The organism is Janthinobacterium sp. RA13 (genome assembly GCF_000745325.1).
GTDB lineage: Bacteria > Pseudomonadota > Gammaproteobacteria > Burkholderiales > Burkholderiaceae_D > Janthinobacterium > Janthinobacterium rivuli.
The window spans coordinates 5,603,920-5,623,453 of record NZ_JQNP01000001.1; the positions used below are offsets into that span (position 1 = coordinate 5,603,920).

The window sequence follows — 19,534 nt, forward strand, 5'->3', positions numbered from 1 at the left end:
GATCAATCGTTGAACGAGGGCATTAAGTGCATTTCGTAATGTTTGTCATCGCGGTGGCGCGGCGTTGCCGCATCGCCAAGGAAACTGTTGCAGCCGAGGCCGCCTTGTGGCGCTGCCGCCAATGTTGTCCCTTGCACATCGCTGGCGCGCAGCACCAGCACGATGTCGTAGCGCACGAGCGGCTGGCCGAACAGCATCAGCATGTGCCGCAGCGCCTGGCTGCCAGGGGCGCGCGGCAAGAAGCTGGCGTGCTGCTTGGCAGTGAGCGGGCCGAGGCACAGGCGCACGGCCAGGTCGGGACGGCGGCAGCGCTCGCCGATGGTGGCATGCTGGCCCAGCACGGCATTGGCCATGCCCAGCGCCGTTTGTTCGCGCGGCGCCAGCACGTCCATGGCTCCCGTCGCCTCGTCGATATGGCAGGGCACGCCGAAGTGGTCGGTGAGGATGCTCGCCATGACGATGGACGAGATGTTGCGCTGCTGCAGCAAGCCGCTGTACAGGCCGGCGGCCGCCTCGTTCTGGCCCTGGCCCGGCTGACATGCGGTCAGGGCCAGCAGGCGCGACAGGAAGTCCCCGTCATGGCCGGCTTGCTCGATGCGGTATTTTTGCCAGGCCTGGTAAAACAGGGCCACGGCGCGGCTGGAAAACAGGTCGAGAAAAGCGCGCGGGCCGGTGTCGCGTTCGCTATGCTGGTGCGCGGCGATGCGTTCGGAATAATGGCTGGGCAAGCTGCCCTGGCAACCCAGCAGGCCCATGAAGGCAGGCGTAAGGTGGATGGCCTGGCCGTGGCCGGACAGCAGCGCCTGCAGCAGGGCATCCGCATCGTCGATGCCGCCCGTCGCGAGCGTCTCGACCTGACTGGCGGGAAAGCGCAGCGAGACGCTATTGTCGAAGCGCACGAGCTTTGCCAGCGCCGTGTGTTCGTCGATGCCGTGTTCGGCCAGCCACGCCAGCAGCAGGCGCAGGGCCTGGAAGCACTCGAAGCGCTGCGGCGCGTCGAGCAATTGCTGGATCACGCTGGGGTGGCGTCGGCGCTGCGTTCCGGGCATCGCAGGAGTTCCTCGCCGCTGCGGTGCGACAGCAGCGTCAGTTGGCTAAAGCAGTTGAGTTGGCTGTTCAGGGCGAAATAACGCTGCAGCACCTGGGCAAAAATATGGATACTGCAGCCGACGAAGGCTTGCTCGTCGATGCCCAGGCGGATGGCGATGCCGGGCATCAGGGTGGGAAACGGCACGGTGGGCATCCACGCGCGTGTGCTGCCGTGTTCGAGCGTGACGATGCCCTGAATCAACCGCTGCGTGGTGGGCGAGCGGGGCAGGTCGTACAGGCCCAGCATTTTCTGGAATTCGCCCAGGCCTGCCTGCGTCAGGCCCGAGTAATTGAGCGACAGGTGCGCAATCAGGCGCCAGTGGGTGTCCGCCAAGAAACGCACGCTGGGCGTGGGCTTGCGCAGGAAGCGCGCGGGGATACCGTCGGGCACGTCTTCGGCCAGCAAGTCGCCGCCGGGCAAGCCGTAGTGCAACTGCGTGGGCAAGTCGCGGTTGCTGCACAGCAGCTGCGTCGAGACGGTGGCGCAGGCTGCGCTGGCCGGTGAAAATTGCGGGTCGATCAGGCTCAACCGCGTTTCATGGCCGGGGCTGATGGCGGCCACGGCTTCGTCGCGGCGCGCCAGCCAGTATTGGCCATGCTCCTGGCCCTGATCTACCTGAGAACCCTGCAGCGAGGCATATAGGGGCAAGAAAGTGCTCAGACGCTCGCCGGCCTCGTCCTTGCGCACCACGGTGACGGCCTCGATGCTGTGGATGTCGTAGGCAAACGCATGCGTGGCATCGGCCACCAGCGCGTAGTCGGGCTCGGTATGCGTGAGGCGGATGGGCACGCCGGACTTGGCAAACAGGTTGACGACGGGCGTGCAGCCGAGCAAAAGATTATCGGGGCTGACGCCGGACAAGAGCCGCGCCTCGTGGCTGTCGCTGCGCACGCCCTTGAGCGGCAGGTGCAGGGTGAACTGGCGGCACTGTTTCGGTAGCAAGGGAGCCAGCAGGGACCATGCGATATCGATGAAATGAAATTTTTCCGGAAACGCGAAATACTCGGTCAGCAGGCGCAAGGCCGGGTGCGAGCGGGCGGAAATGGGGATCAGCGCGTCGTCGTCCACATAGCCTGCCGGCGCCAGCAAGGCGCCGTCGACGGCTTGCCACGGGCCGTGTTCGTCCAGCGCCACGTACGCGCCCGCGCCGTGCAGGAACAGGGCGTCGAGCAGGGCCGCGCGCACGGATGGTTCGCCATCGGCAAACAGGCGCAGGCTGGCAAAGCCGGCCTGGTCCAGGTAGTAGTTGTCACTGCTGCTGGTGAACTGCATGCTGAGCAAGGCGCTGGCGCCGGCGGGCAGGCGCAGGCCGGGCGGGGCGTCGATGATGGGCGAGAAATGCAGCTGCGTGATCGCCAGCGGCGCCAGGCTCACGTCATACGCGCTGGTGAACTTGCAGGCGACGCCCTGTACCGGTTGCGAGCGCAGCACGGTGCCGCGTGGGACATGCGCCACCTGGGCCAGCTGACCGCCAGCGGGCGCTTCGTCTGCTGCGATGCGCACGATGGAGCAAGACGGAAACGGCCGCAGGTAGTGCGGGTACAGGGTTTCCAGCAAGGAGTTGGTAAATTGCGGATAGGCGTCGTCGAGGCGCTTGGCGACCCTGGCTGTCAGCAGGGCAACGGACTGGATCAGGCGCTCGATGTGCGGGTCTTCGCAGGTGTCTCCGGCGATCAGCAGGCGCCCGGCCGCTTTCGGATAGCGGCTGGAAAATTCGCGCGTGTACTGGCGGAACAGGCCCAGCTCGCGCTCGTAATACGGCAGTAGTTGTTCCACGGTCGCGCTCTCCGCCAGCAGGAAAGCTTCATGCTGGCATCAGGCGCGACCGTGAGTGTTGATGCGTAACAATGAATTTTAGAAATGGTACTCCGCGCGTATCATCGGCGTCTTCGCCGTTTGCCCCACGTTGCCCGTGGTGGCGGGCGAGTTGCCGAACTTGTTCTTCCAGTACTGGTATTCCAGACCCACGCGGAAGGTGTTCTTGGCGCTGCCCAGGGCCGCGCCCACGTCGAACATCACTTGCATGTCGATATTCGTTTCCACGGCCGTCTTGCGGCCCACTTCATCGTTGCCTTTTGAATCGATGAGGTTAAAGAAGCCTTCGAACGAGAACAGCGGCGACAGCGGGATGCCCCAGGCGCCCGTCAGCATGGCGTGCGTTTTATACGTGTAGCGGCCCGTCACTTGCGAGATGGGCGGGAAGGCGCCGCTGGGGGCGTTGCTTTCACGCAGCAACAGCAGGCTGGTGTTGAAGAAACCGGGCACGTCCCACATCAGGGTGGGGCCGGCCACCAGCATGCGCTTGCGTGAATTGTAGCCGACGTCATTTTTCGTGTTGACGTCGAAGCCCAGGGTGACGCCGACGCCGCGCACTGGGCCGAACTTGATGTCGCTGCCGCGCACCTTGCCGATGTCGATGGTGTTGCGGTACACCAGGTACGCTTCCTGCGCGCCGGACGTCTTGCCGAGCGCGCCAGGGTCCTTGCTGTCGGACATGAGGAAATCGAGGTTGACGAAATTGCTGCCGTATTTGTAGCCGCTGGCGTGCGTGATGGCGAAGATGTTTTTCTTGATGTCGTCCGGATTGAACGGCTCGCGGTAATCATTGCCGGCGCGCCAGCTCAGCGCGGTATCGCTCCATTCGGCAGCCTGGGCGGTTGCGCCCACGCCGAGGGTGGTAGTGAGGCAGAGCAACAGACACGGTATGGTTTTTGGCACTTTCGGCTCCTGATGGCGGTGTGGGGAAACGGGAAATGAAATAGCAGGGGGCGTAGCCCGCATGAAGCGCTGCGATGGGGATAATTACGCGCCGTTCAATCCATGATGCGAGAAGCGCCGCGTTGGGCGATATGTCTTGTCTGCATACTTACTATCATTTCTTGCATATAATCATCGCACCTTCTCGCCCTTGCGGGGCAAGGCGGCCGCTGTAAAGCTGATAATTTTTTTCAAAATTGTATACAGGTGTTGTTTTTTTGCGGAAATAGAAATGCGCGCCGCCGCGTCATCCCCCAAGCGCCGCGGATGCCGATACGATAGAGACAAGAGCTTGAATTTCTCCACCGGCGACGATGCCGGCGACCCTGCAGCGAGGCACGAAAAAAACAATGACGGCACGCCTGGAATTACTCGAAATCAGCAAGCGCTATCCGGCCGTGGTGGCCAATGACGGCATCTGTCTCACCGTCGCGCCCGGGCAAATCCACGCCGTGCTCGGTGAAAACGGCGCCGGCAAATCGACCTTGATGAAAATCATCTACGGCGCCGTGCAGCCCGATGGCGGCCGCATCCTGTGGAATGGCCGCGAAGTCGAGATCGCCAACCCGTCGGCCGCGCGCGCGCTGGGCATCGCCATGGTGTTCCAGCACTTTTCCCTGTTCGACACCTTGACCGTGACGGAAAACATCGCCCTCGGTTTGCCCGCCGGCACCAACATGGCGGAGCTGGCGCAGCGCATCGAAGCCACGGCGCGTCAGTACGGCCTGGACCTGGAACCGCAGCGCCACGTGCACACGCTTTCCGTCGGTGAATGCCAGCGCGTGGAAATCGTGCGCGCCTTGCTGGCCAAGCCGCAACTGCTGATCCTCGATGAGCCGACGTCCGTGCTGACGCCGGGCGCCGTGGAAAAACTGTTTACCACCTTGCGCCAGCTGGCGGCCGAAGGCTGCAGCATCCTCTACATCAGCCACAAGCTCGACGAGATCCGCGCCCTGTGCCATACGTGCACGGTGGTGCGCGCCGGCAAGAACGCGGGCGTATGCGACCCCTCGCAAGAGTCGGCGGCCAGTCTGTCGCGCATGATGATCGGCGCCGAGCCGCCCGCCGTCACGCGCGTGGCGCGCACGCCCGGTGCGGCCATGCTGAGCGTCAAGAATTTGAACTTGCCGAAGAGCCACCCGTTCGCCACGCAATTGATCGATATCCATTTCGACGTGCGCGCGGGCGAGATCGTCGGCATCGCGGGCGTGTCCGGCAATGGCCAGCAGGAATTGCTGGCGGCCCTGTCGGGCGAGGACATGCGCGCAGCCCCTGCCAGCATCGTCCTGAACGGCATCCCGGCGGGACGCTTGCCGCCAGGCCGCCGCCGCGCGCTGGGCTTCGGCTTTGTGCCGGAAGAAAGGCTGGGGCGCGGCGCCGTGCCCGACATGGGGCTGGCCGACAACGTGTTATTGAGCTTGCAGACACCGGCCACCATCCGCCACGGCTTCGTGCGCCATAACGTCATCGCGCAGCGGGCGGCCGCCATCATCGCCCGCTTCCAGGTGAAGGCGGGCGGGCCGCAGGCGCTGGCGCGCAGCCTGTCTGGCGGCAACTTGCAGAAATACATAGTCGGCCGCGAAGTCATGCGTGAACCCACGGTGCTGGTGGTGGCGCAGCCGACCTGGGGCGTGGATGTGGGCGCGGCCGCGCAAATCCGCGCTGAATTGCTGGCCTTGCGCGATGCCGGTTGCGCGCTGCTGGTCGTGTCGGAAGAGCTCGATGAATTGTTCGACATCAGCGACCGTTTGCTGGTGATGGCGAAGGGAAAAATCTCGCCATCGCTGGACGTGGCCGAGGCCAGCGTGGCGCAGGTGGGGCAATGGATGAGCGGGCTGTGGCCGCAGGAGGCAGCCCATGGCTAAATTTGCCTTGCGCCTGGAAGCCCGGCCGACTCCGTCGCGGCTGATGTCGTGGCTGTCGCCCGTGCTGGCCGTGCTGCTGACCGTGCTGTGCGGCGCGCTGCTATTTCTTGCGCTGGGACACGATCCGCTGGCGGGCCTGGCCGTCTTCTTTGTCGAACCTTTGCGCGACGCGCACGGCTGGTCCGAGCTGGGTCTTAAAGTCGCCCCTTTGCTGTTGATTGCCGTGGGCCTGGCCATCTGCTTTCGCGCCAACATCTATAACATCGGTGCGGAAGGGCAACTGACCCTAGGCGCCATCTGCGGCGGCGCGGCCGCCTTGCACCTCGATGACGGCGTCGGCGGCGCGGCCATCATCAGCGTGTCCCTGCTGGCCGGCATGGCGGGCGGCATGGCGTGGGCGGGCCTAGTGGCGTGGCTGCGCGACCGCTACAACGCCAGCGAAATCCTCGTCTCGCTGATGCTCGTCTATATCGCCCAATTGCTGCTCAGCTATCTCGTATACGGCGTGCTGCGCGACCCGGAAGGGTTCAATTTTCCCCAGTCGAAACTGCTGTCCGACGGCTTGCTGTTGCCGATGGTCATCAGCGATACGCGCTTGCACGTGGGCATCGTCTTTGCCTTGCTGGCCTCGCTGGGCGGCTGGCTGTACTTATCCAGAAGCATTGCCGGTTTCCGCCTGCGCGTGGGCGGCATGGCGCCGGCCGCCGCCCGCTATGCGGGCTTTTCCTCGCGCAAGACTTTATGGTCGTCCCTGCTGATTTGCGGCGCCCTGTCCGGCCTGGCGGGCGCCTGCGAAGTGCTGGGGCCGATGGGGCAGCTGACGCCCACCGTCTCGCCCGGCTACGGCTTTGCCGCCATCATCGTCGCTTTCGTCGGACGCTTGCATCCGGTGGGCGTGATTTTTTCCAGCTTCGTCATGGCCCTGTTTTATATCGGCGGCGAACTGGCGCAGTCGCGCCTTGGCCTGCCCAGCGCCATCACGGGCGTGTTCCAGGGCATCTTGCTGTTCGCCTTGCTCGCTTGCGACGTGCTGATTCAATACAAATTGCGCTGGAGAAAACATGGATAACCTGCTGCTGACCATCGCACCGCTGGTCGCGGCCAGCATCAATGCGGGCACGCCGCTGATGCTGGCCGCCCTCGGTTTGTTGGTGAATGAAAAGGCGGGCGTGGTCAACCTGGGCGCGGAAGGCATGATGCTGGTCTCGGCCATCACGGGCTTCGCCGTGGCCGTCAACACGGGCAGCGCCACCTTGGGCTTTCTCGCGGGGGCGGGCGCCAGCATGGTGCTGTCCGGCTTCTTTGCCTGGCTGACCGTGTGGCTGGGCACGAACCAGTACGCGACGGGCCTGGCTTTATCTCTGTTCGGCGCCGGCGCGTCCACGTATATCGGCTTGAAGTACGTGGGCAACAGCTTGCAGAATGGCCGCTTCGGCATCCCTTTATTGGAAGACATTCCCGTGCTGGGGCCGGCCCTGTTCCGCCAGCATCCGATGGTGTATCTGTCCTTGCTGCTGTGTCTGGCCATCGCCTGGTTTTTGTACCGCACGCGGGCGGGACTGGTGCTGCGCGCCGTGGGCGAATCGCCCGCGTCCGCGCATGCGCTCGGCTACCCCGTGCGCCGCATCCGCCTGGCGGCCGTGCTGTTCGGCGGCGCCTGCTGCGGCCTGGCCGGCGCGTTTCTATCGCTCGTGTACACGCCGCTGTGGGTCGAGGGCATGGTGGCGGGACGGGGATGGATCGCGCTGGCGCTGACCACGTTTGCCACCTGGCGCCCGGCGCGCGTGGTGGGCGGCGCCTACCTGTTCGGCGGCATCACGATTCTGACGTTCCACGCGCAGGCGCTGGGCGTGCCGATTGCGTCGCAACTGCTGTCGATGCTGCCCTACCTGGCGGCCATCGTCGTGCTGGTGCTGATCTCCAGCAATGCCAATTACATCAAGCTCAACATGCCCGCTTCGCTGGGGAAAAATTTCAATCCCGGAAATTAATCACTGACCACAAGGAAAACCATGTCCAAGAAATTGTTGTGCGCCGCCGTCTGCAGTGCGGTTTTGATGCCCGCCATGGCCGCCGCGCCCGCCGCCGCGCCGCTGAATGTCGGCTTCGTGTATATCAGCCCCATCGGCGACGCGGGCTGGACCACCCAGCATGACCAGGCGCGCAAGGAAATGGAAAAGGCGCTGGGCAGCAAGATCACCACCAAGTACGTGGAAAACGTGCCGGAAAGCGCCGATGCGGAACGGGTCATCCGCGACCTGGCGCAAACGGGCAGCAAGCTGGTCATCACGACCTCGTTCGGCTACATGAACCCCACCTTGAAAGTGGCGAAACAATTTCCTAATGTGAAGTTCATTCATTTGACTGGCTACAAGACGGCCGTCAACGTGGCCAACACGAATGCCCGTTTCTACGAGGGCCGCTACCTGGCCGGCGTGCTGGCGGGCAAGATGAGCAAGACGCATGTGGCTGGCTACGTGGCGGCATTCCCGATCCCGGAAGTGTTGCAGGGCGTTAACGCCTTTACGCGCGGCATGCGCAGCGTCGACCCCAAGGCGGAAGTAAAGGTGGTGTGGGTCAATAGCTGGTTCGATCCGGGCAAGGAGCGCGACGCGGCCATCACCCTGATCGGCCAGGGCGCCGACGTGGTCACCCATCACACGGACTCGACCGCCGTGGTGCAGGCGGCGGAAGAAAAGGGCAAGTATGCGATCGCCTACCACTCTGACATGAAAAAGTATGGTCCGAAGGCGCAGCTGGCCGCCGTCACCCACCATTGGGGCGACTACTATACGAAGCAGGCGCAAGCCGTGCTGGACGGCACGTGGAAAACCAGCAGCACCTGGGGCGGCATCAAGGATGGCATGGTCAAGCTGGAAGGCATCAACGCCGCCGTGCCGGCCGACGTGAAACAGTTTGTATTGGCGCGCGAGAAAGACTTGGTTGCTGGCAAGCTCAATCCGTTCAGCGCGCCGATCAAGGATAACGACGGCAAGGTGCGCCTGGACAAAGGCGTGCTGGACGATGCGGCGCTGACGAAGATGGATTATTTTGTCGAAGGCGTGGCAGGGAAAGTTTCCGGAAAGTAATAGGTTTGAGTTTGAACTTGCTGTAATATTGCCGGAAACGGGAGCCAGGCCGGGGATACATGCGCATTCCCGGCCCATCCACACAGCAGAGCCTGAACAGGCCCGTACCGGAGATTGACCCATGGACAGACTGGAAGTATTCAAGATTATCGCGTTGCAAGCGAGCAAGGGCGAGCTGACGTTCCCCTCCAACGTCAAGGCCACCTTGAAGCTGCAGGAAGCGCTGGACGACCCCGATTGCCATATCGAAGCGGCCGCCCGCATGGTCATGGCCGAGCCGCTGCTGTCGGCCCGGGTCGTGGCCTTGGCCAACTCGGCCGCCTATAACCGTTCCGGCAATGAAATCGCCAACGTGCGCGCGGCCGTCTCGCGCCTGGGTTTTGCTACCCTGAAATCGATGGTGGCGTCCGTCATCGTGCGCCAGCTGGGCAGCCAGATTACCGACCCGCAATTGCGCGCCAAGGCGGCCAAGCTGTGGGAGCACACGGCCCACGTGGCCGCGCTGAGTCAGGTGATCGCGCGGAAAGTCACGCACGTGGACGTGGAAACGGCCATGTTCGCCGCCATCGTGCACGAAGTGGGCGGCTTTTATCTGCTGTCGCGCGCCGAGGAGTATCCGGGCTTGCTCGACGACAATACCGAAGACTGGATCGAATACGGTGAAAAGCTGATCGGCCGCGGCGTGCTGCGCCAGCTGCAAGTGCCCGACATGGTCTTGCAGGCTGTGGAAGGCATGTGGCATGGCGGCAGCCCGTTCCCGCCCCGCACCCTGGGCGCGACCCTGGTGCTGGCCAACGATCTGTCGCCCGTCGGTTCGCCTTTGCACCCGCCGGAAAGCGCCGCGCGGCGCCAGGCGGCGGCGAAGATCGACTTCGGCATCGGCGGCAGCACCTTGCACACCATCCTCGAGGAATCGGCCGAAGAGATCGAATCCCTGGCGGCCGCCTTGCTCGTGTAAATTACTCGGCCATGACATCCCCGCCTTGCCGCGGGGATTTTTTTCGTCCGCATTTTGATCCATCTTTCTCCATGGCATACAATCGCCGGCTCGGCCATCCGCCGGACCGCTTTCCTCCTCTTACCCAAAGGATATTATGCAGAAGCTGTTTTCTTCCCTCGCCTTGACTGCGCTGGCGTTTTCCGCCCAAGCCGCTACCGGCATGCCCGTGGTGCAGGAAGCGCCCTTGCGCGCCCACCTGGCCTTCCTGTCGAACGATTTGCTGGAAGGCCGCGGCACGGGCCAGCGCGGCGCCGACCTGACGGTGGCTTACCTGGAAACCCAGGCGCAGATGGCCGGCTTGCAACCCGTGCGCGGCAACAGCTATCGCCAGAGCGTGCAGATCGCCGGCGTGAAATCCTTGCCGCAAGATAGCAGCCTGCAGGCGGTGGCGGGTGGTGGCAAGGCCGTGCCACTGGCGTTCGGCCCGGACTGGGTCTGGGCCACGGGCGACTCCGTTGCCGCGCACACCTTCGATGCGCCGCTCGTCTTCGTCGGCTACGGCATCACGGCGCCGGAAGAGGGCTGGAACGATTTCAAGGGTGTCGATGTCAAAAACAAGATCGTCGTCATGATGGTCAACGACCCGCAGCCGACCGCTGCCGAACCAAACCGTTTCGCTGGCAAGGCGCTGACTTATTACGGCCGCTGGACCTACAAATTCGAGGAAGCCAAACGCCAGGGCGCGGCCGGCGTCTTGCTGATTCACACGAAACCGTCGGCCTCGTACGACTGGAGCGTGGTGCAGAACAGCTGGAGCGGCAGCGAGCGCTTTCAACTGGCTGACCGCACTGCCGGCACGCCGCTGCAGGGCTGGATCGCGGAAGACGCGGCGCGCCGCCTGTTCGCGGCCGGTGGGCAGGACCTGGACGCCTTGCGAGTGCAAGCGGAAAGCAAGGACTTCAAGGCCGTCGCCTTGAACGCCAAGCTGAGCGGTGAAATGAAGTCGGCCGTGCGCAAGGTTGAACAGTTCAATATCGCCGGCATGGTGCCGGGTACCGACCCGACACTGAAAGAGGAAGCCGTCATTTACAGCGGCCACTGGGACCACCTGGGCAAGCAGGGAGATACTGGCGATACCATCTACAACGGCGCCGTCGACAATGCCTCGGGTACGGCCGGCTTGCTGGCCATGGCGCAGGAAGCCGTGAAAAAGCCGGCGAAGCGCACGCAGATCTTCCTGTGGGTGGCGGCCGAGGAACAAGGCTTGCTGGGCAGCGCTGCGTATGCGGCCGATCCGCTGTGGCCCCTGAACAAGACGGCTGCCGCGCTGAACCTGGACAGCCTGAACTTTGTCGGTGCCACGCACGACATCGGCGCGCAAGGCAGCGAGCGCACGGAACTGGGGGCCATGGCGGCAACAACCGCCAAAGCCATGGGCATGCACATCGCGCAAGCGCGTCCCGACCTGGCGGGCGGCTACTTCCGCAGCGACCATTTCAGCTTTGCCAAGGCGGGTGTGCCCGCGTTTTCCATCAATGGCGGACGCGAGTACATCAAGGACGTGGCCGCATCGAAAGCCAAGGCGGCCGCCTACGGTCCCCGCTACCATCAAGTCACCGATGAGTACGACGCCAGCTGGGATTTATCGGGCATGACGCAGCAGGCGCAATTTACGCTGAACCTGGGGCAAGCCGTGGCCAACGCGGCGAAGATGCCGGCCTGGAAGGCGGGCGATGCGTTTGGCAAGGCGCGCGAGCAGGCCGCAAAGTAAGGGGTGGTTTGTGCCAACAGTGTTGGCGCGGCAGTGTCGGCTTACGCGCTGGCGCGCTAACCCGACCTACGTGACTTGTTTCTATCAGCATCAGGCGTAGGTCGGATTAGCGCGGCGAAGCCGTGCGTAATCCGACAGTATTGTTGGCCCCATAGTGTTGGCGCCGCAGCGTCGGATCAGGCAGCCCGCTCCAGCCGCCGCTGCGTGTGCCGGTACTTGCTCCACACCAGCAGCAGCAACAGCGGCATGGCGCCGCCCACCATGCACAGGGCGGGCCAACCGCCGGCGGCAAAGCTGGCGCTGGCCAGGGCCGAGCCAGCGGAGGCGCCGATGAAGCCGCCAGCGATGAAGACCGTGGTGACCCTTGCCCGCGCATGCGGCGCCAGTTTATAGATGATCGACTGGTGCGTCACTTGCAAGCCCATCACGCCCATGTCCAGCAGGACGATGCCGATCAACAGCAGCACCAGCGAATGGGCGCCAAAACTGATCAGGGCCCAGCCAGCGATCGAGGCGACGGCCAGCAGCCAGGTGGCCTGGCGCGCATAGCCGCGGTCGGCCATGCGGCCCGCCGTGTTGGCGGCAAAGGCGCCCGTGGCGCCCGCCAGGCCGAACAGGCCGATCTGCATTTCCGAGTAGTGGTAGGGCGCGCCGCTGAGCAAGAAGGTCAGGCCCGTCCAGAATACGCTGAAGGTGCCCAGGCCCAGGCCCGAGAACAGGGCGCGCTGGCGCAGCAACGGTTCCTGGCGGATGATGTCGGCCAGGGAGGCCAACAGCTTGCCGTATTGCAGCTTGCCGCGTGCCGCTTCGTTTGGCAGGATGCGGCGCAGCATGACGAGCAGGGCAGCGACGACGATGGCGGCCAGCACGTAGACGCTGCGCCAGCCTCCGCTGATCTGCGACACCGTGCCGGAGACGGTACGCGCCAGCAAGATGCCCAACAACAAGCCCGTCATCACGGTGCCCACCATGCGGCCCCGGCTGTGATCCGGCGCGTACGAGGCCACCATGGCCGTGACGACCATCAAGGCGCTGGACGTGATCCCCATCAAGACGCTGGCGATGGCAAAGACGATGATGTTCTGGCTGGTGGCAGCCAGCAGCAGGGCGCCTATCTTGGCGATCAGCATCCACGTCAGTAACTGGCGGCGGTTCAGCACGTCGCTGAGCGGCACCAGAAACACGATGCCCAGCACATAGCCGATTTGCGTGGCCGTGACCAGGTAGCCGGCTTGCGGCACGCTGACGCCAAACGAGGCGGCCAGCATGGACGTGAGCGGCTGCACGTAATAGAGGCTGGCGACGAGCACGCCGGCGGACAGGGCGAACAACAGGATGCGGGTCGACGTCAGCAGGGCGCTGGCGTCAACATTCGATGGTGCGGATTTCATGCGCTTACAACTTTCTTGGAATGATGCTTTTGGATGGACATGATAGCGGGGCTGCGCATTTCTTGCCGGGCAGGCAAAAAAATCCCGGCGATCGTTGCCGACGGCCGGGAAAAGGGTATAGGGGGATATACCGAGGAGAGTTAAAACTTAAGCAGCGCGTGCCAGCTCCGCATGCACCTGCGCTGTGATTTCATACGAGCGCAGCCGGTGCTGGTGGTCGAAGATCTGCGACGTGATCATCAGTTCGTCGGCGCCCGTTTCGGCGATGAAGGCGGCCATCTTCGCCTTGACGGTGTCTGGCGCGCCGATGGCCGTGCAGGACAGGACGGAATCGAGCATGGCGCGTTCCTGCGGGCCCAGTTGCTCCAGGTAGCCGGGCACGGGCGGCTGCAAACGCGACGGGCGGCCCGTGCGCAGGTTGACGAACGCTTGCTGCATCGACGTGGCGCGCAGGTGCGCCTCGGCATCCGTGTCGGCGGCAAAGACGTTAAAGCCCAGCATCACGTACGGTTTCGCCAATTGTTTGGACGGCTTGAAGTGTTCGCGGTAGTAGGCCACGGCTTGCATCATCATTTGCGGCGCGAAGTGCGAGGCGAAGGCATACGGCAAGCCCAGGTGGGCGGCCAGCTGGGCGCCAAACAGGCTCGACCCGAGTATCCACACGGGCACTTTCGCGCCCTTGCCGGGCACGGCCAGCACGCGCTGGCGCGGCTCGTCGGACATATAGTCGATCAATTCCTGCACGTCCTGCGGGAACTGCTCCGCGTCCGATTGCAGGTCGCGGCGCAGGGCGCGCGCCGTCGTCTGGTCGGAGCCGGGCGCGCGGCCCAGGCCCAGGTCGATGCGGCCCGGATACAGCGCTTCCAGGGTGCCGAACTGTTCCGCGATGACGAGCGGCGAGTGGTTCGGCAGCATCACGCCGCCGGCGCCCACGCGGATGGTTTTCGTGCCGGCCGCCACATGGGCGATGACGACGGCCGTGGCGGCGCTGGCGATGCCGGGCATGCCGTGGTGTTCGGCCAGCCAGTAGCGGTTATAGCCCCAGCGTTCGCCGTGCTGCGCCAGGTCGAGCGTGTTCTTGAACGACTGGCTGGCGTCGCTGCCTTCGGCGATGGGGGCCAGGTCGAGTATGGAAAATGGAGTCATGGTAGCGATATCGGGACGTGGTTGAAAATCACAATGGACGATTTGTCTATCCCCTGACGACAATAGGGTCGGCCTTGAAAGCGGCAGGGATGACAGGCTGGACACATGATAATGCGAATCGGGAATTTGCGTACTGATCGGTAAAAAACTCGTGCCGGCTGGGGCCGGTGCTGCTTGAACTGGTGAAATCGCCGCAAACTCTGGAACTTTCCTTGCCAGCCCCAGTCTTAAGAATTCGTGCCTTAAGATTGTGAAACATCATGTATTGCGAGCAACTCGTCAAACCCGACGGGCGCCAACTGACCCTTTACAGTAGGCGTCCCATCGTCGTCGCTGGCCTTGCACCGAGCCCTTTCCCCTTGCCGCAGGAAGCCAATCCGCACTTGCGCTGGCACCCCTTGCGCGGCGAGTGGGTGGCGTACGCAGCCTATCGCCAGGGCCGCACCTTCCTGCCGCCGGCGCAGTACAACCCGCTGGCGCCCACGCGCGATCCCGCGCATCCGACGGAGTTGCCTGCCGGCGACTACGATATCGCCGTCTTCGACAACCGCTTTCCCACCCTGGCGCTGAGCGCCCACGACCCGCCCGCCTTGACTGTCGCCACGGCGCCCGCTGGCGGCCATTGCGAAGTGGTGGTGTTTGCCCAGGATGCCGGCGCCTCGCTGGGTACCTTGCCTGTCAGTCACATCGTCTTGCTGCTGCAAGCGTGGGCCGAACGCACGCAAGAGCTTGCCAAGCGACCCGGCATCGCCTACGTGCTGCCGTTCGAAAACCGTGGCGCGGAAGTGGGCGTGACCCTGCACCATCCGCATGGCCAGATCTACGCCTATCCCTTTGTTCCACCGGTGCCGGCACGCATGCTGGCGCAGGAAAGCGCGTATTTTGCCGAGCATGGCCAGGCCTTGCTGGTGGACATGGCGCGGCGCGAAGCAGATTGCGGCGCGCGCCTGCTGTATCTGGGACCGGAAGCCATCGCCTTTGTTCCCGCCTGCGCCCGCTACCCGTATGAAGCGTGGGTGATGCCGCGGCGGCAGACGGACAGTTTTATGGCCTTGTCGGCCGGGCAGCGCGAGGATCTGGCACGCGCGCTGAAAGCCGTCTTGCTGAAATACGACGGCCTGTGGCAGCGCGAGATGCCCTATCTGATGGCCTGGTACCAGGCGCCGCCGGACGGGTGCGCGCATCCGGAAACGCAGCTGCACGCGCAGTTTTATCCGCCGTACCGCACGCGCGAACGGCTCAAATACCTGGCCGGCACGGAGCTGGCCGCCGGCATGTACGCCATGGATGCCTTGCCCGAGGAATCGGCGCGGCAGTTGCAGGAAGTGCGCGTGGCATGGGAAATGGCAGGAGAGATCGCATGAATTGGAATGTTGAACTGGAAATTGCACATAAACTGGCGCAGATGCGCGGCTGGCTGGAGCAGGAGCGGGCTGGCGCGCTGCGCCTGCGCGGCGTGGACTGGTTCGCCTGGGCCACGGCGGGTGCGTCGGGCAGCGCCTGCCAGACGGCCGAGTGCGGCTGTGCAGAGGTGCTCGTCACGCGCGACGCGGCCTACATCCTGACGGATGCGGCCGAGGCGCAGCGGCTGCGCCAGGAAGAAGTGCGCGGCAGCTGGACCTGGCAAGTGACGCCGTGGATGCAGCCGCGGATGGCTGAATTGCGCGAGCATTTCGTGCAGCATGCGGCGGGCGGGCGGCCCGTGCTGTGCGACCGGCCTGGCCTGCATGAACGCAGCCTGCCCGTTGTGCTGCGCGAAGAGCGCTTGCCCTTGCTGGCCTCGGAACAGGTGCGCTACCGCGAAGTGGGGCGCCTGGCCGCCGCTGCCGCCAGCGAAGCGCTGCGCGCCGCGCGCCCGGACTGGAGCGAGCAGGAGCTGGCCGGCGCGTGCGCCCGCGCCCTGTGGTCGCGCGGCCTGCACGCCGTGTACGTGCTGGCGGCGGGCGCCGAGCGCTTCGTGCGCTACCGGCGCGCGCCGCCGGCCGCGTCGCCGCTGGGTGAACTGGCCGTGCTGGCGCTGTGCGCGCAGCGTTTCGGCCTGTGCGCCAGCCTGAGCCGCCAGCGCCGCTTCCGTCCCGTCCACCCCGCGCGCGACGGCATCGGCGAAGCGGACGCGGCCATCCTGGCGCTGGAAGCGGTGGCGCTCGATGCCTGCGAAGTGGGCCACGCGCTGAGCATGGTGTATCACGCGCTCGACAGCGCCTATGCGTATGCGGGCCAGCCCGATACGGTGCACGAATACCGGCAGGGCGGCATCGCCGGCTACCGCTCGCCCGAAGTGGCTGCTGGCGCGCACACGGAAATCGCCCTGAAGGAGGGCATGGCCCTGGCCTTCCATCCCACCTTGCCCGGCAGCATGGTGGAAGACACTTTCCTGCTCAGCGGCGGGCACCTGCACAACCTGACTTGCGACCCGGACTGGCCGGCCACCTCCGTGCAGGGGCGGCTGCGTCCACTGACCCTGGAGTTGCCATGATCACCCCCGAGGCGTATTTCGGCGCCAGCCCCGTGGTGGATGCCTCGGCGCCCGGCAGGGTCAACCTGCTGGGCGAGCATACGGACTACAACGATGGCTACATGCTGCCGTGCGCCACGCCGCAACGCACGCGGGTGAGGCTGGCGCTGGCCGCCGACGGACACCATCAGTTCTATTCGGCAACCCTTGATGAGCTCGTGCGTTTCGAGGACCAGTGCGCCGCGCCGCCCGGCTTCGGCCGCTACCTGGAAGGCTGCATCCGCCTGCTCGAAGAGCGCGGCGTGGCGGTGCCGGCCGTGCGCGCCCACATCGATTCGGACGTGCCGCCGGGCGCCGGCCTGTCGAGCAGCGCGGCGCTGGAGATCGCCATGCTGCGCGCGCTGCGCCAGCTGCTGGGTCTGCAGATTGACGACGTGTCGCTGGCGCTGATGGGGCAGCAGGCGGAAATCCGCTATGCGCAGGTCAACTGCGGCGTGATGGACCAGATGGCGTCCAGCCTGGCCGACGAGCGCCACATGCTGCTGCTCGATGCGCGTACCTTGCAGCATGAATTGCTCGACTTGCCTGGCGACAGCGAGGTGCTGGTCATCGACAGCGGCATGCCGCGCACCCTGGCCGGCAGCAAGTACAACGAGCGGCGCGCCGAGTGCGAACAGGCGGCGCGCCTGCTGGGCGTGGCGGCGCTGCGCGACGTGCGCGAGCCGTCCATGGTGGAAGGCTTGCCCGAACCGTACCGCCGCCGCGCACGCCATGTGGTCAGCGAAAACCGGCGCGTGCTGCAAGCGTGCGGCCAGCATGGTCCCGTGCTTTTCGGCCAGTTGATGACGCTGTCGCACGCCAGCCTGCGCGACGATTATGAAGTGTCGCTGCCGGCGCTCGATGCGCTGGTGGCCCTGCTGTCGGCGCAGTCCGCCGTGTACGGCGCGCGCCTGACGGGCGCCGGTTTTGGCGGCGCTTGCGTGGCCCTGTGCCGCAAGCACTGCGCCGCCAGCGCGGGGCGCGCGGTGGTACAGCGCTTTAACGCTGCCGGACACAGCGCACGCATGGTGGTTCCCTTGGCATGAGCGTGGTTTGATCTTGCTCATGCGTTGCGGCGCAAGTCCCATACGCCGGAACTTGCTCCCTGCGGCAAGCATCCAACACGCATGCTCAATGACCATCTCTCCCCACCGAATACGCATGACGGCCAGGCTGAAACCGTCCTGCCGGGCGCGGGCGCCTTTGCCTATCCCCGGCCGCAGATGGTGCGCGAGAACTGGCAATCGCTGAACGGCGCCTGGCGCTTTACGTTTGACAATGAGCGGCGCTACCGCCTGCCCGACGGCGGCATCGGCTGGACGCACGAGATCATCGTGCCGTTTCCGCCGGAATCGCAGGCCAGCGGCGTGGGCGACCGTGGCTTTCACCGCGTTTGCTGGTACCAGCGCGACTTCCTGCTGCAGCCGGGCGGCCCCTGCGTGCTGCTGCATTTCGGCGCCGTCGACTACCATGCCAAGGTGTGGCTGAACGGGCACGTGGTGGCCGACCATGAGGGTGGGCACACGCCGTTTGTCGCCGACATCAGCCATGCGCTGCTGCCCGACGGGCCGCAGGTGCTGACGGTGCGCGTCGAGGATGATCCGCACGACCTGGCCAAGCCGCGCGGCAAGCAGGACTGGCAGCTGCTGCCCCATTCCATCTGGTATCCGCGTACCACGGGCATCTGGCAAAGCGTGTGGATCGAGCGCGTGGCGGCCACCTACATCGGCAAGCTGCGCTGGACACCCGTGTTCGAAGGCTACGAGATCGGCTGCGAAGTGTTCGCCATGGGCGACCTGCAGGATGACCTCACCGTGGCCGTGCGCATCTGGCATGGCAGCAACCTGCTGGCCGACGACCAGTACAAGCTGATCGAAAACGAAGCGAGCCGCAAGATCGCCCTGTCCGACCCCGGCATCGACGATTCGCGCAACGAACTGCTGTGGAGCCCCGAACGTCCCATTTTGCTCGATGCCGAAGTGACCTTGTGGCATGACGGCGAGCTGCTCGATACCGTCAAGTCGTACACGGCGCTGCGCTCGGTGGCCATCAACCGCGACCGCTTCATGCTCAATGGCCGGCCGTATCCGCTGCGCCTGGTGCTCGACCAGGGCTACTGGCCCGACACCCTGCTGGCGGCGCCTTCCGACGATGCCTTGCGGCGCGACGTGGAACTGGCCAAGGCCCTGGGTTTCAACGGCGTGCGCAAGCACCAGAAGATCGAGGATCCGCGCTACCTGTACTGGGCCGACCGCCTGGGCTTGCTCGTCTGGGAAGAAATGCCATCGACGTACCGCTTTTCCAGCAAGGCCATCACGCGCATGGTGCGTGAATGGACGGACGTGATCGAGCGCGACTACAGCCATCCGTGCATTCTCGTCTGGGTGCCGTTCAACGAGTCGTGGGGCGTACCCAACCTGACGGCCATCCAGGCGCACCGCAACGCCGTCGAAGCGCTGTACCACCTGACGCGCACGCTCGACCCCACGCGCCCCGTGATCGGCAATGACGGCTGGGAAGCGTCGGCCACCGACATCCTCGGCATCCACGATTACGACTGCGATCCGGAACGCCTGCAGGCGCGCTATGCGATCAGCGACTCGGCCCGCACCACCCTGTTCGACCAGCGCCGTCCGGGCGGGCGCATCCTCACACTCGACGGCTTCCCGCACCGGGGCCAGCCCATCGTCCTGACGGAGTTTGGCGGCATCGCCTTCGACCGGGAACAGGGCGAATCGGCGGAAACCTGGGGCTATGCGCGCGTGGGCAACGAGGCGGCCTTCCTCGATATTTACCGGCGCCTGATGACGGTCGTCAATACGGCGCAGATGTTCAGCGGCTTTTGCTACACGCAGTTCGCCGACACCTTCCAGGAAGCCAATGGCTTGCTGACGGCGGACCGAACGCCGAAGGCCGCGCTGGAACTGCTCAGCGCGGCCACCCGCAACATCCGGCTCAATTGAACGCAAGCCGGACCTGGCAAGTTTCATC

At 64.9% G+C, this 19,534-nt stretch carries 15 protein-coding genes; 10 read left to right on the forward strand and 5 right to left on the reverse strand.

What is annotated here, in order from left to right:
- Positions 1 to 2: 2 nt before the first annotated feature.
- From tssG to FG13_RS24775, 3 genes are all read right to left on the reverse strand, one after another.
- Positions 3 to 1,049 (reverse strand): type VI secretion system baseplate subunit TssG, encoded by a 1,047-nt coding sequence (tssG, locus tag FG13_RS24765; protein ID WP_035825296.1) that lies wholly within the window; start codon positions 1,047 to 1,049, stop codon positions 3 to 5.
- The gene (tssF, locus tag FG13_RS24770; protein ID WP_035825299.1) at positions 1,013 to 2,866 is read right to left on the reverse strand and encodes a type VI secretion system baseplate subunit TssF; all 1,854 of its coding nucleotides are present in this window, start codon (positions 2,864 to 2,866) and stop codon (positions 1,013 to 1,015) included. The genes tssG and tssF overlap by 37 nt, the downstream gene beginning before the upstream one ends.
- Positions 2,867 to 2,944: 78 nt before the next feature.
- On the reverse strand, positions 2,945 to 3,808 hold the full coding sequence (locus FG13_RS24775) for an outer envelope protein (RefSeq protein ID WP_402720379.1): 864 nt from the start codon (positions 3,806 to 3,808) through the stop codon (positions 2,945 to 2,947).
- Between the two features lie 389 nt (positions 3,809 to 4,197).
- On the opposite strand from FG13_RS24775, the gene FG13_RS24780 reads away from it, so the two are divergent.
- The 6 genes from FG13_RS24780 (at position 4,198) to FG13_RS24805 (ending at position 11,512) form a co-directional block, all read left to right on the forward strand.
- A complete protein-coding gene (locus tag FG13_RS24780) occupies positions 4,198 to 5,712 on the forward strand; it encodes an ABC transporter ATP-binding protein (protein ID WP_035825301.1) in 1,515 nt (504 codons plus the stop codon).
- Positions 5,705 to 6,781 (forward strand): ABC transporter permease, encoded by a 1,077-nt coding sequence (locus FG13_RS24785; RefSeq protein WP_035825304.1) that lies wholly within the window; start codon positions 5,705 to 5,707, stop codon positions 6,779 to 6,781. The genes FG13_RS24780 and FG13_RS24785 overlap by 8 nt, the downstream gene beginning before the upstream one ends.
- Positions 6,774 to 7,703: an ABC transporter permease gene (locus FG13_RS24790; RefSeq protein WP_081922703.1), complete on the forward strand. Its 930-nt coding sequence runs from the start codon at positions 6,774 to 6,776 to the stop codon at positions 7,701 to 7,703. The genes FG13_RS24785 and FG13_RS24790 overlap by 8 nt, the downstream gene beginning before the upstream one ends.
- 21 nt (positions 7,704 to 7,724) lie before the next feature.
- Positions 7,725 to 8,801, forward strand: a complete 1,077-nt coding sequence (locus FG13_RS24795; RefSeq protein ID WP_035825306.1) for a BMP family ABC transporter substrate-binding protein — start codon at positions 7,725 to 7,727, stop codon at positions 8,799 to 8,801.
- A gap of 121 nt (positions 8,802 to 8,922) precedes the next feature.
- Positions 8,923 to 9,759, forward strand: coding sequence for an HDOD domain-containing protein (locus FG13_RS24800; protein WP_035825309.1), 837 nt, complete (start codon positions 8,923 to 8,925; stop codon positions 9,757 to 9,759).
- Positions 9,760 to 9,895: 136 nt separating this feature from the next.
- The gene (locus tag FG13_RS24805) at positions 9,896 to 11,512 is read left to right on the forward strand and encodes a M28 family peptidase (RefSeq protein WP_035825311.1); all 1,617 of its coding nucleotides are present in this window, start codon (positions 9,896 to 9,898) and stop codon (positions 11,510 to 11,512) included.
- A gap of 176 nt (positions 11,513 to 11,688) precedes the next feature.
- On the opposite strand, the gene FG13_RS24810 is transcribed toward FG13_RS24805, so the two are convergent.
- Both FG13_RS24810 and FG13_RS24815 read right to left on the reverse strand, forming a co-directional pair.
- Complete coding sequence (locus FG13_RS24810; RefSeq protein ID WP_051959429.1) at positions 11,689 to 12,903, reverse strand: MFS transporter; 1,215 nt, start codon at positions 12,901 to 12,903, stop codon at positions 11,689 to 11,691.
- 147 nt (positions 12,904 to 13,050) lie between these two features.
- Positions 13,051 to 14,049, reverse strand: coding sequence for an LLM class flavin-dependent oxidoreductase (locus FG13_RS24815; RefSeq protein ID WP_035825313.1), 999 nt, complete (start codon positions 14,047 to 14,049; stop codon positions 13,051 to 13,053).
- A 260-nt stretch (positions 14,050 to 14,309) separates the two neighbouring features.
- On the opposite strand from FG13_RS24815, the gene galT reads away from it, so the two are divergent.
- The 4 genes from galT (at position 14,310) to FG13_RS24835 (ending at position 19,506) form a co-directional block, all read left to right on the forward strand.
- Positions 14,310 to 15,413 (forward strand): galactose-1-phosphate uridylyltransferase, encoded by a 1,104-nt coding sequence (galT, locus tag FG13_RS24820; RefSeq protein ID WP_035825315.1) that lies wholly within the window; start codon positions 14,310 to 14,312, stop codon positions 15,411 to 15,413.
- The gene (locus tag FG13_RS24825; RefSeq protein WP_035825317.1) at positions 15,410 to 16,525 is read left to right on the forward strand and encodes a M24 family metallopeptidase; all 1,116 of its coding nucleotides are present in this window, start codon (positions 15,410 to 15,412) and stop codon (positions 16,523 to 16,525) included. Before galT ends, FG13_RS24825 begins: the two co-directional genes overlap by 4 nt.
- Entirely contained in the window at positions 16,522 to 17,589 is a 1,068-nt protein-coding gene (galK, locus tag FG13_RS24830) for a galactokinase (RefSeq protein ID WP_035825320.1), read from the forward strand. The genes FG13_RS24825 and galK overlap by 4 nt, the downstream gene beginning before the upstream one ends.
- Before the next feature lie 177 nt (positions 17,590 to 17,766).
- Complete coding sequence (locus FG13_RS24835) at positions 17,767 to 19,506, forward strand: glycoside hydrolase family 2 TIM barrel-domain containing protein (protein WP_035828710.1); 1,740 nt, start codon at positions 17,767 to 17,769, stop codon at positions 19,504 to 19,506.
- Positions 19,507 to 19,534: the final 28 nt, after the last annotated feature.

Bases quoted from the DNA above. Each gene is read 5' to 3' on its own strand.
- FG13_RS24805 (WP_035825311.1), top strand. From the start codon at position 9,896: ATGCAGAAGCTGTTTTCTTCCCTCGCCTTGACTGCGCTGGCGTTTTCC.
- tssG (WP_035825296.1), bottom strand. From the start codon at position 1,049: ATGCCCGGAACGCAGCGCCGACGCCACCCCAGCGTGATCCAGCAATTG.
- galK (WP_035825320.1), top strand. From the start codon at position 16,522: ATGATCACCCCCGAGGCGTATTTCGGCGCCAGCCCCGTGGTGGATGCC.
- FG13_RS24825 (WP_035825317.1), top strand. From the start codon at position 15,410: ATGAATTGGAATGTTGAACTGGAAATTGCACATAAACTGGCGCAGATG.
- galT (WP_035825315.1), top strand. From the start codon at position 14,310: ATGTATTGCGAGCAACTCGTCAAACCCGACGGGCGCCAACTGACCCTT.
- FG13_RS24785 (WP_035825304.1), top strand. From the start codon at position 5,705: ATGGCTAAATTTGCCTTGCGCCTGGAAGCCCGGCCGACTCCGTCGCGG.
- FG13_RS24795 (WP_035825306.1), top strand. From the start codon at position 7,725: ATGTCCAAGAAATTGTTGTGCGCCGCCGTCTGCAGTGCGGTTTTGATG.
- FG13_RS24780 (WP_035825301.1), top strand. From the start codon at position 4,198: ATGACGGCACGCCTGGAATTACTCGAAATCAGCAAGCGCTATCCGGCC.
- FG13_RS24815 (WP_035825313.1), bottom strand. From the start codon at position 14,049: ATGACTCCATTTTCCATACTCGACCTGGCCCCCATCGCCGAAGGCAGC.
- FG13_RS24835 (WP_035828710.1), top strand. From the start codon at position 17,767: ATGGTGCGCGAGAACTGGCAATCGCTGAACGGCGCCTGGCGCTTTACG.
- FG13_RS24790 (WP_081922703.1), top strand. From the start codon at position 6,774: ATGGATAACCTGCTGCTGACCATCGCACCGCTGGTCGCGGCCAGCATC.
- FG13_RS24800 (WP_035825309.1), top strand. From the start codon at position 8,923: ATGGACAGACTGGAAGTATTCAAGATTATCGCGTTGCAAGCGAGCAAG.
- FG13_RS24810 (WP_051959429.1), bottom strand. From the start codon at position 12,903: ATGAAATCCGCACCATCGAATGTTGACGCCAGCGCCCTGCTGACGTCG.